Source organism: Actinomadura rubrobrunea NBRC 15275, assembly GCF_001552235.1.
Classification (GTDB): Bacteria; Actinomycetota; Actinomycetes; order Streptosporangiales; family Streptosporangiaceae; genus Spirillospora; species Spirillospora viridilutea.
Genome location: NZ_BCQU01000009.1, coordinates 93,205 through 104,163, shown reverse-complemented (window position 1 = coordinate 104,163; position 10,959 = coordinate 93,205). Strand labels below are relative to the sequence as shown.

At 70.9% G+C, this 10,959-nt stretch carries 10 protein-coding genes; 5 read left to right on the top strand and 5 right to left on the bottom strand.

Features of this window, described 5'->3' with window-relative positions:
* The 5 genes from AR3_RS04730 to AR3_RS04710 form a co-directional block, all read left to right on the top strand.
* Positions 1 to 1,293, top strand: a 1,293-nt coding sequence (locus tag AR3_RS04730; RefSeq protein ID WP_217998446.1) for an extracellular solute-binding protein, incomplete at its 5' end; no start/stop codon positions are given.
* Between the two features lie 55 nt (positions 1,294 to 1,348).
* A complete protein-coding gene (locus AR3_RS04725; protein ID WP_067908960.1) occupies positions 1,349 to 2,284 on the top strand; it encodes a carbohydrate ABC transporter permease in 936 nt (311 codons plus the stop codon).
* The gene (locus AR3_RS04720) at positions 2,284 to 3,114 is read left to right on the top strand and encodes a carbohydrate ABC transporter permease (protein ID WP_067908957.1); all 831 of its coding nucleotides are present in this window, start codon (positions 2,284 to 2,286) and stop codon (positions 3,112 to 3,114) included. The genes AR3_RS04725 and AR3_RS04720 overlap by 1 nt, the downstream gene beginning before the upstream one ends.
* Before the next feature lie 29 nt (positions 3,115 to 3,143).
* Positions 3,144 to 4,448 (top strand): ABC transporter ATP-binding protein, encoded by a 1,305-nt coding sequence (locus tag AR3_RS04715; protein ID WP_067908954.1) that lies wholly within the window; start codon positions 3,144 to 3,146, stop codon positions 4,446 to 4,448.
* Between the two features lie 7 nt (positions 4,449 to 4,455).
* Positions 4,456 to 5,748 carry a DUF4032 domain-containing protein gene (locus AR3_RS04710; RefSeq protein ID WP_067908951.1) on the top strand — a complete coding sequence of 431 codons (1,293 nt, stop codon included), beginning with the start codon at positions 4,456 to 4,458 and terminating at the stop codon, positions 5,746 to 5,748.
* Here AR3_RS04710 and AR3_RS04705 read toward each other — a convergent pair whose 3' ends face one another.
* The 5 genes from AR3_RS04705 to AR3_RS04685 all read right to left on the bottom strand — a co-directional run bounded on the left by AR3_RS04705 (position 5,749) and on the right by AR3_RS04685 (position 10,937).
* Positions 5,749 to 6,951 (bottom strand): L,D-transpeptidase, encoded by a 1,203-nt coding sequence (locus AR3_RS04705; protein WP_227023106.1) that lies wholly within the window; start codon positions 6,949 to 6,951, stop codon positions 5,749 to 5,751.
* Between the two features lie 146 nt (positions 6,952 to 7,097).
* Positions 7,098 to 8,297: a fumarylacetoacetase gene (fahA, locus tag AR3_RS04700; protein ID WP_067908949.1), complete on the bottom strand. Its 1,200-nt coding sequence runs from the start codon at positions 8,295 to 8,297 to the stop codon at positions 7,098 to 7,100.
* Complete coding sequence (locus AR3_RS04695) at positions 8,294 to 9,127, bottom strand: hypothetical protein (RefSeq protein WP_067908979.1); 834 nt, start codon at positions 9,125 to 9,127, stop codon at positions 8,294 to 8,296. Before AR3_RS04695 ends, fahA begins: the two co-directional genes overlap by 4 nt.
* Complete coding sequence (locus AR3_RS04690; RefSeq protein ID WP_067908946.1) at positions 9,124 to 10,320, bottom strand: homogentisate 1,2-dioxygenase; 1,197 nt, start codon at positions 10,318 to 10,320, stop codon at positions 9,124 to 9,126. Before AR3_RS04690 ends, AR3_RS04695 begins: the two co-directional genes overlap by 4 nt.
* 80 nt (positions 10,321 to 10,400) lie before the next feature.
* A complete protein-coding gene (locus AR3_RS04685; protein WP_067908943.1) occupies positions 10,401 to 10,937 on the bottom strand; it encodes a MarR family winged helix-turn-helix transcriptional regulator in 537 nt (178 codons plus the stop codon).
* Between the last annotated feature and the right edge of the window lie 22 nt (positions 10,938 to 10,959).

Sequence of the window (10,959 nt, the reverse complement as noted above, 5' to 3'; positions counted from 1 at the left end):
CGCGGCAGGGCGAGAGCGCTGCGCGGCGCGGTCGCCGCGGCGCTGCTGGCGGGCGGGCTCGCCGCCTGCGGCGGCGACGGCGGCACGCCGACGCTCCACTGGTACATCAACCCCGACAACGGCGGGCAGGCGCGGCTCGCCGAGGCGTGCACGAAGGCGGCCGGGGGCCGGTACCGCATCGTCACGTCGATCCTTCCCAACGACGCGACGCAGCAGCGCGAACAGCTCATCCGGCGGCTGGCCGCCAAGGACGACCAGCTCGACATCATGAGCCTGGACCCGGTGTTCGTCGCCGAGGCCGCCAACGCCGGGTTCCTCCGCCCGTTCACCGCCGACGAGGCGCGGCAGTTCACCCAGGGCGTGTTCCCGGCGGCCGTGGAGAGCTCCACGTGGAAGGGGCGGCTGTACGCGGCGCCGTTCTGGGCGAACACGCAGATCCTCTGGTACCGCAAGTCGGCCGCGCAGAAGGCGGGCGTCGACCCCAACGCGCCCGACTTCACCTGGGACAAGATGATCGACGCGGCGGTGCGCGCCGGCGTCACGGTCGGCGTCCAGGGCAACAAGTACGAGGGCTACATGGTGTGGATCAACGCCCTCGTCGCGTCCGCCGGCGGCCGCATCATCAGCGCGGCCGAGCGCGGCAACGACGCGTCCATCGACATCGACTCCCCGGCCGGCCGGGAGGCCGCCCGGATCATCGGCAAGCTGGCCCGGTCGAAGGCGGCCAGCCCGTCGCTGTCCACCGACATGGAGGAGCAGGCGCGGTCCCTGCTCAACAGCGACCGCGGCGGTTTCATGGTCAACTGGGGCTACATCTGGCGCGCCGAGAACGACGACGCCAAGTCCGGTGTCATCGACAAGAACATCCCGAACGACCTGGGCTGGGCCCCCTACCCGCGGGTGCGGGCGGACCAGCCGGGCAGGCCGCCGTTCGGCGGCATCGAACTCGGCATCGGCGCCTTCGGCAAGTACAAGGACACCCACGCGGTCGACGCGGTCCGCTGCATCACCACCCCCGAGAACATGAAGAAGTACATGCTCGACTCGGGGAACCCGGCGGCGCGTCCCGAGGTGTTCGACGACCCCGAGGTGCGGCGCGAGTTCCCCATGGCCACGATGATCCGCGACTCGATCAACGCGGCGGCGCCCCGGCCGAACACCCCGTACTACACCGACCTGTCCGCGGCGGTGCAGAGCCGATGGCACCCGCCCGCGTCGGTGAACCCGGAGTCCACGCCGCGCCGGTCCGCGGAGTTCGTCCGCGCCGTGCTGCGCGACGAGGCGCTGCTGTGATCGGGGGTGTCGCTGTGACGAGACGGAAGGCCCCCGCCGTGCCAGGAGGTGCGTCATGACCGCCCAGGTGGAGACGGCGCCCGCCGCCCGACCGGCCGCGCGCTCGGAGATCTCCGACCGCGCCCGGGCCGAACGGCGGCTGGGACTGCTGCTGTCGGCCCCCGCCGTGATCGTCATGCTGCTGGTGACCGGGTATCCGCTGCTGAACGCGGTGTACCTGTCGCTGTTCAACTACCGGCTGACCGCGCCGCAGGACCGCGAGTTCGTCGGCCTGCGCAACTACATCACCGCGCTGTCGGACGGGCTGTTCTGGCAGGACGTGTTCACCACGTTCCTCATCACGGCGATCACCGTGGCGGTGGAGCTGGTGCTGGGCTTCGGGCTGGCCATGGTGATGCACCGGGCGGTGTTCGCGCGGCGCACCGTGCGCACCGCGATCCTGCTGCCGTACGGCATCGTCACCGTGATCTCGGCGTTCGCCTGGCGGTACGCCTTCGACCTGCAGTCCGGGTTCGTCAACTCCTGGTTCGGGCTCGGCGACTTCGCCTGGTTCTCCGACCGGTGGGCCGCGCTGTTCGTGATCTGCCTGTCGGAGGTGTGGAAGACCACCCCGTTCATCTCGCTGCTGCTGCTCGCCGGGCTGGCGCAGGTGCCGCACGACCTGAGCGAGGCCGCCACGGTGGACGGCGCCACCGCCTGGCAGCGGCTGCGGCGGGTGATCATCCCGAACATGAAGGCGGCGATCCTGGTGGCGGTGCTGTTCCGGACGCTGGACGCGTGGCGGATCTTCGACAACCCGTTCGTCATGACCCGCGGCCAGGAGCAGACGGCCACCCTGTCGTTCCTGACCTACGACCAGACCATCACCCGCACCTCGATCGGCATGGGCAACGCGGTCGGGGTGCTGCTGTTCCTGTCCGTCGTGCTGATCGCGGCCGTGTTCATCCGCGGGTTCCGGGTGGACCTGTCCCAGGTGAGGGGTGATCGTTGATGGAGACGGGACGCTCCAAGGCGCTGTGGATCGTCGCCTCGCTGCTGATCCTGGTCTGGACGATCTTCCCGATCCTGTGGATCGTGATGCTGTCGTTCAAGCAGCCCGGCGAGGTCGGCAACGTCCAGAGCTTCCTGCCCAAGGACTGGACGATGGAGAACTACCGCACGGTGTTCTCCACCAGCCTGTTCACCTCCGCCCTGATCAACTCGATCGGCGTCTCGCTGATCGCGACGTTCATCGGGGTGGTGTTCGCGACGCTGGTCGCCTACGCGATCGCCCGGCTGGAGTTCCCCGGCAAGAAGCTCATCCTGTCGTTCGCGCTGGCCATCGCCATGTTCCCGGTGGTGACGCTGGTCGGGCCGCTGTTCGACCTGTGGCGCACCATCGGCCTGTACGACACCTGGCCGGGCCTGATCATCCCGTACATCTCGTTCGCGCTGCCGCTGGCGATCTGGACGCTGTCGGCGTTCTTCCGCGAGATCCCCTGGGAGATGGAGCAGGCCGCGCAGGTGGACGGCGCGACCAGCTGGCAGGCGTTCCGCAAGGTGATCGTGCCGCTGGCGGCGCCGGGGGTGTTCACCGCGGCGATCCTGACGTTCTTCTTCTGCTGGAACGACTTCGTCTTCGGCATCTCGCTGACCTCCACCGACCGGGCCCGGCCGGTGCCCGCGGCGCTGGCGTTCTTCACCGGCCAGTCGCAGTTCGAACAGCCCACCACGGCGATCTGCGCCGCCGCCGTGGTGGTGACGATCCCGGTCGTGGTGATCGTGCTGCTGTTCCAGCGGCGCATCGTCGCTGGGCTGACGGCCGGCGCGGTCAAGGGCTGACGGGGCTGACACGAGGAGGGCTGTGCGGCATGGCCGAGATCACCTTGAAGAACATCGTCAAGCGGTACGGCGACGGATACCCGGCCGTCAACGACGTCAGCCTGGAGATCAAGGACGGCGAGTTCATGATCCTCGTCGGCCCGTCCGGCTGCGGCAAGTCCACGCTGCTGCGCATGATCGTGGGCCTGGAGGACATCACCTCCGGCGAGCTGCGCATCGGCGGCAAGGTCGTCAACAAGGTCGCGCCGCGCGAGCGGAACCTGGCGATGGTGTTCCAGAACTACGCGCTGTACCCGCACCTGACGGTGTTCGAGAACATCGCCTTTCCGCTGCGGCTGGCCAAGACGCCCGAGGACGAGGTGCAGCGGCGCGTCAAGGAGACCGCCGAGCTGCTGGAGCTGACCGACCACCTGGACCGCAAGCCCGCCAACCTGTCCGGCGGCCAGCGGCAGCGCGTGGCGATGGGCCGCGCGATCGTCCGGGAGGCCGACGCGTTCCTGTTCGACGAGCCGCTGTCCAACCTGGACGCCAAGCTGCGCGGGCAGATGCGCACCGAGATCTCCCGGCTGCAGCGGCGCCTCGGCGTGACCACCGTGTACGTCACGCACGACCAGACCGAGGCGATGACGCTGGGCGACCGGGTGGCGGTGCTGCGCAAGGGCGTGCTGCAGCAGGTGGGCAGCCCGCGCGAGCTGTACGAGCAGCCGACCAACCTGTTCGTGGCCGGGTTCATCGGCTCCCCGTCGATGAACTTCCTGCCCGCGACCGTGGACGGCACCGTCCTGGACACCCCGCTCGGCCGGTTCGACATGCGCGACCGCCGCAAGGCCGAGGCGGTCGGGGACCGCACGGTGGTGCTGGTCGGCATCCGCCCCGAGCACTTCGAGGACGCCTCGCTGGTCGGCGACGACCGGCGCGAGCGCGGCGCCGTGGTGAAGGCGCGGGTGGACGTCACCGAGTGGCTCGGCAACGAGCTGTACGCCTACGTCCCCTACGAGGCGCCGGCGGACGTCGCCGCGCAGCTGCGCGACCTGTCGCAGGAGCTCGACAGCGACCAGCTGCGCACCCAGGCGGTCGTCGCGCTCGACGCGTCCAGCCTGATCAGCCCCGGGGACGAGGCGGAGCTGTGGATCGACACCTCCCGCGTCCACCTGTTCGACCCGGCGACCGGGGAGAACCTCACCCGGGACGAGGAGCGGGCGGCGGCGCTGGGACGGCTGGCCGACAAGGAACGCGAGGCCCAGCGCCGGGCGCAGCGCGCCGAGGCGGAGGCGACGTCCGATACGAGCGACGAGGACGAGGACAAGGGCGGGACCGAGACCGCGGCCGGGTAGGCGGCGGATGCGGTTCGTCTTCAAACCCCCGGCCGAGACGGCGAGCGGCCTGCTCAGCCTGCCGTGGCACGAGCCGCTGGCGTCCTGGCGCGACGAGCGCCTGGTGGAGATCCGCCACCGCGGACTGTCCCGGCACACGGTGCGGTTCGTCGCCGAGGCCGGCGCGGTCTACGCGCTCAAGGAGCTGGACGAACGGCTCGCCCGCCGCGAGTACAAGCTGCTGCGCAAGCTGCGCGAGCTCGGCATCCCGGCCGTCGAGGTCACCGGGATCGCGGTGGACCGGCCCGGCGGGCAGGACGCGGTCCTGGTGACGCGGTTCCTCGACCACGCCAGCTCGTACCGGGCCCTGTTCGCCAACCCGCGCGGCGGGCACCCCGCCGACCGGCTGCTGGACGCGCTGGTCGAGCTGCTGGTCCGGCTGCACCTGGCGGGCTTCATGTGGGGCGACTGCTCGCTGTCCAACACGCTGTTCAAGCTGGACGCGGGCGCGTTCTCGGCGTACCTGGTGGACACCGAGACCGCCGAACTGCACCCGTCCCTGTCGGAGGGGCAGCGCACCTACGACCTGGAGCTGGCCCGGGAACGCATCGCCGGGGAGCTGTTCGACCTGGACGCCGCCGGGCTGCTGCCGCCCGACCTGGACCCGGTGGCCGTGGCCGACGACACCGTCCGCCGCTACACCGCGCTGTGGGACGAGCTGACCCGCGAGGAGATCATCCGCCCGGAGGAGCAGCGGCTGCGCATCGCCGAGCGGCTGCGCCGCATCAACGAGCTCGGCTTCGACGTGGACGAGGTGGAGCTGATCGACGCGGGCGGCGAGGGCAGCAGGCTGCGGGTGCGCACCGTCGTCGCCGAACCGGGCCACCACCGCCGGCTGCTGTTCGCCCGCACCGGCCTGAACGCCCAGGAGAACCAGGCCCGCCGGCTGCTCAACGACATCGCCAGCTACCGCGGCCACCTGGAGCGCGAGTCGGGGCGTCCGGTGTCGGAGGCGCTCGCGGCGAGCAAGTGGCTGACCGAGGTGTACGACCCGGTGGTGCGGGCCATCCCCGACGACCTGCGCGGCCGCCTGGACGAGGTGGAGATCTTCTACGAGGTGCTGGAGCACCGCGGGCACCTGGAGCGGACGCTGGGCCACGACGTCAGCACGACCGCCGCGGCCCGCGACCACTTCCGCCACGTCCTGCCGCACGTCCCGGAGGAGCTGACCATCAAGCCCATCCCGCGCACGCCCCCCGACGGCGAGCGGGCGGCGGGGGACCGGCCGGAGGCCCGGGCCCGGGACGGCGGAAGCGACTGATTAAGAGAGGGCGCTGCCCTTCTTCCAGGTCTGGAACGGCAGCTGCCAGAACGACCAGCCGTTGTTCCACTCCAGCTTGCGCTTGGTGCCGGTGATGACGACGACGTCACCCGGCTGGACGGTCTTGTAGAACCAGATCGCGTCGCTGCGGGGCTGGCGGACGCAGCCGTGGCTGCAGTTGGCGCGGCCCAGGCAGTACTCCTCGCCCATCGACTGGTGCAGGTACTCGCCGGTGTTGGAGATGCGGACCGCGTAGTTCACCAGCAGGTCGTAGTACCCGGGGTCGCCCTTCTTGCGGCCGGGCGCGGTCATCCGCACCGGGTTGCCCTTCTCCATGGTCAGGTGGACGCCGCTGGTGGTGGTGTACTCCCGGGTCGTGCCGTTGCCGCCGCTGACCGGCACCGAGCGCGCCTTCTTGCCGTCGACGTACACCGCCATGCGGTGCCGCTTCAGGTTGATCTTGGTGATGCGGGCGGCGCCGATGCGGAACGTGCGGTTGAGGTCCTTCGTGGCGTAGACGCCCTTGGCGACGCGCACCCCGGCCAGGTGGGCGTTCAGCTTCACCGTCTGGTGCGCGGGCCAGTAGGTCTTGGTGCGGTAGACGACCCGCTGGTCGCCGATCCACCGCCAGGCGCCCTCGACCGGCTTCTCCGCGGTGACCTCCAGGGCCCGCTCCACGGCCTTCTTGTTGGCGACGGGACGGTTGAAGTCGACGATGATCGGCAGGCCGACGCCGTAGGTCTTGCCGCGGTTGCTCTCGAGGATCCAGTCCAGCGAGGCGGTGGCGGTCTGCGCGGCCGTCGGCTTGAGCGTGCGGAACGTGCTGGTGGACCGCGAAACGGTGCCGATGGAGTTCTTGGCCGTGGACGTCACCGTGTAGGTGGTGCCCGGCCGCAGCGCCCACTTGGACCGCCATTCGGTGCGCTGGGCGTTGAAGGCGCCCTCCACCGGCCGGCCGTTCGCGGTCACGCTGACCGACTGCAGCGTCCCGCCGTCCGCCTTCACCACGACGCCGCGGTCGGGGCGGGCCTTCTCGGCGCCGTTCTTCGGATACGTGGTCACCTTGGCGGCGGGGACCGTGGTGTCCCCGCCCGCCGTGGTCGTCTTGTGGGTCTCAGAGGAGCAGGCCGTCAGTCCCAGCGTTCCGGCCAGCAGAACGATCCCGGCCGCCCAACGTCGATCAACGATGCCGCGTGTGCGCAACGGTGCCACCCCAGGCCGTCCCCGATATTCCCGCCGCGGACCGGCGGGACCGAACCTTAAACAAAGGTTAAAGTTGTTGATGTTGAAAATACCTGGTGGCTCGGCTGCGCATGCGGCCGGGCATATTACGATTTGGGATCAGTCGATCACCCTGCTCGCTCGTTCCCGGGCGCGCAGGACGCCGGAAGGATCCGTCCGCGGACCTCGCCGAAGCCGATGCGCGACCCGTCCGGGCCGGGCGCGGTCGCCGCGATGGCGACCTCGTCGCCGTCCTCCAGGAAGGTGCGCTCCTCGCCGTTGACCCGCAGCGGCTCGCGCCCGCCCCACGTCAGCTCGATGAACGCGCCGCGCTGGTCCTTCTCCGGGCCGGAGACGGTGCCGGACGCGAACAGGTCCCCGGTGCGCGCCGACGCGCCGTTGACGGTCATGTGGGCCAGCATCTGCGCCGGCGACCAGTACATCGTCCGGTACGGCGGACGGGAGACCACCTGGCCGTTCCAGCTGACGGCCATCTCGATGTCCAGGCCCCACGGCTCCTTTTCCCGCAGGTAGGGCAGCGGTTCGGGCTGCTGCGGCGGGGTGGCCGTCCGAGCGTGCTCCAACGCCGCCAGCGGCACCACCCACGGCGACACCGACGTGGCGAAGCTCTTGCCGAGGAACGGCCCGAGCGGCACGTACTCCCACGCCTGGATGTCGCGCGCCGACCAGTCGTTCACCAGCACCGCGCCGAAGACGTGCTCGGCGAAGTCCTCGCACGGGATGGGCCGGCCCAGCGGGGAGCCCACGCCGACGACGAACCCCAGCTCGGCCTCGATGTCGAGACGGCGGCTCGGCCCGAACACGGGCGCGGGGTCGGCGGGCGTCTTCCGCTGGCCGCACGGCCGCACGATGTCGGTGCCCGACACCACGACCGTTCCGGCGCGCCCGTGATAACCGACGGGAAGGTGCTTCCAATTCGGCATGAGCGGCTCGGAATCCGGGCGGAACAGCCGCCCCAGATTCGACGCGTGGTGTTCGGAGGCGTAGAAGTCGACATAGTCGCCGACCTCGAACGGCAAATGCAGGGTGATCTCCGAGGCGTCCGCGACCGCCGCGTCCGGAACGTCCCCTTGAACGAGCTCGGTGATCCGCTCGCGCGTCTCGGCCCAGCGGCGCGGCCCCTGAGCCATGAACGCGTTCAGCGAGGGACGGGCGAAGACGTCGTCGTCGAGCGCGACCGCCAGGTCCACGACCGAGTCGCCGACGCGCACCCCCACCCGAGGCCCGGCGCCGGGCGTGGAGAAGACCCCGTACGGGAGGTTGGCGATGCCGAACGGCGAGCCGTCGGGAACGTCGATCCGGGTCATCGGGTGTCTCCTTCGGATTCCGCCACGGACGCCGGGAGCAGCCCCAGCGCCACCAGGTCGGTCAACGGGTCGGTGATGCTGCACGTCCCGAACGAGACGAACCGGCCCCGGATGTCGGCGGCCCGCGCCTCGTCCAGCTTCCGCACGCGGTCGGCGAGCGCCGCGCCGTCGCGTTCCGCCGAGGTGCGCGCCAGCGCGTCCGCCGGACGCCCGTCGAGGGCGTCGTCGACCGCGAGCAGCAGATTGAGGAAGCCGTGCTGCTCGAACCCCGTGTCCGGGTCGGTGTTGCGCACGGCGTGGTGCAGCCCGGCGGTGGCCTTGAACGGGACGCCCGCGTCCACCACCGCCTTGACCGCGGCGGCGAGTTCGTCCTCGTCCGGGTACATCTCCGCCCGCACCCCGCCGGTGCGGAACTTGGCCTTGCCGCCCCGTTCGGCCAGCCCGGCGATGACGTCCGGCCGCCGCTCGTCCCGCGGCACCTCGACGAACACGGTCGTGCCCGTCAGGCGTTCGCATTCGGCGAAGAAGTCGTCCACCGACATGCCCGCCGGGACCGCGACCTCCACGGCCTTCACGGCGCGGGACGCCACGGCCTCGGCCGCCTGCTTCGGCCCCTCCGGCGCCGTCACGATCAGCTCCGGCGCCTCCTCGGGCAGGCGGTCCAGCTCGTCCAACATGGGCGCCGCGATGACGAACGGGCCGACCAGCTCGGCGTACTTCGCGCGCCGGTGCCGGTGGTGCGCGGGCACCGCGTCGCGCAGCGGCAGCGACCCCGGGGGGAACACCGCCGCGTCGTCGCACAGCCCGCGGAGCACGGCGGGGACGCTCATGACCGCCGCCCTCCGGCCCACGTCCACGCATAGGCGGAGTCCTCGCAGGCCAGGCCGCCCTCGCCCAGCTCCAGCGGCCGGAACGTGTCGACCATGACGGCCAGCTCGTCGAAGAACTCGACGCCGATGCTGCGCTCGTAGGCGCCCGGCTGCGGCCCGTGCGCGACGCCGCCGGGGTGCACCGACACCGAGCCCTGCCCGATGCCCGAGCCCTTGCGCGCCTCGTAGTCGCCGCCGCAGTAGAACATGACCTCGTCGGAGTCCACGTTCGAGTGGTAGTAGGGCACCGGGATGGCCAGCGGGTGGTAGTCCACCTTGCGCGGGACGAAGTTGCACACCACGAACCCGGGCCCCTCGAACACCTGGTGGACCGGCGGCGGCTGGTGCACCCGCCCCGTGATCGGCTCGAAGTCGTGCACGTTGAAGGTGAACGGGTAGAGGCAGCCGTCCCAGCCCACCACGTCGAACGGGTGCCGCGCATAGGTGAGGCGGGTGCCGACGACCCCGGACGACGTCCGGTGCTTGACGAACACCTCGACGTCGGTCTCGTCCACCACCAGCGGCTCCTCGGGACCGTGCAGGTCGCGCTCGCAGTACGGGGCGTGCTCCAGGAACTGCCCGTACCGCGACAGGTAGCGCTTGGGCGGCGCGACGTGCCCGTTGGCCTCGATGGCGTACGCGCGCAACGGCTCATCGCCCTCCGGCAGCCACCGGTGCGTGGTCGACATCGGGATGACGACGTAGTCGCCCTCCTTCACGGAGAGCACGCCGAAGACGGTCTCCACGGTCGCCGCGCCGGACTCGACGTACACGACCTCGTCGCCGAGCGCGTTGCGGTACAGCGGCGACGGCGCCATCCCGACCGCGTAGGAGATGCGCACGTCGCCGTTGCCCAGGATGAGCCGGCGCCCGGTGACGACGTCCGTGTCCGCCCACACGTCCTTGGGGAACAGGTCGTGCAGCTTCAGATGCCGGGGCTTGAGCGGATGGTTGGGCGTGGTGGCGACGTCCGGGATCTCCCAGGGCCGCGAGTCCGTGATCGCCGAGGGGATGTCGCGGTGGTAGAGCAGCGAGGAGTCCGAGGAGAAGCCCTCCTCGCCCATGAGTTCTTCGTAGTAGAGCCGTCCGCCGCCGTCGCGGTGCTGGGTGTGGCGCTTGGGCGGCACCTCGCCGACCCGCCGGTAGTACGCCATGGTGTCCTCCTCCCCGCCGAACGGGCGAAGTAGTTAACACATGTACTATCTCACCCCGTTCGGGATGACGCCAGCCCCCTTCAGCTCCGTTCCCGCACGTCGAACCGCCGCCGCCCCTCGATGAGCTTGTCCAGCAGCATGATCAGAATGCGCTGCTCGGTCTCGGTCAGCGCGTCCGTCCACTCCAGCTCGCGGGCGTTCTGCGCGGCGAACACCTCCAGCATCGCCTTGCGGCCCTGCTCGGTCAGCGACAGCGTCACCGTGCGGCCGTCCCGCTCGCCCGGCGCCCGCGCCAGCAGCCCGTCGGCGACCAGCGACTTGGACAGGTTCGACACCGCCGCCCGCGTCATGCCCGCCAGCGCCGCGGCCCGTCCCGGCTCCAGCGGCCCGGCCAGCCACGTCACGAACAGCAGCCGGAACCCGGCCCACGACAGCCCGCGCGGCCGGTGCACCGCCGCCTCCAGGTCGTAGGTGACGATCGCCGAGGCCCGGTTCAGCGTCAGCAGCAGCCGCGTGGCCGTCCGATGCGGGAACCCGAACTCCTCCGCCAACCTCCGCTCGGCCAACTCGACGAACGACCAGAAGTCCAGTCCGTCGGTGGCGCCCTCATCCGCCATGCCCCCAGGCTAGCCCCAGATA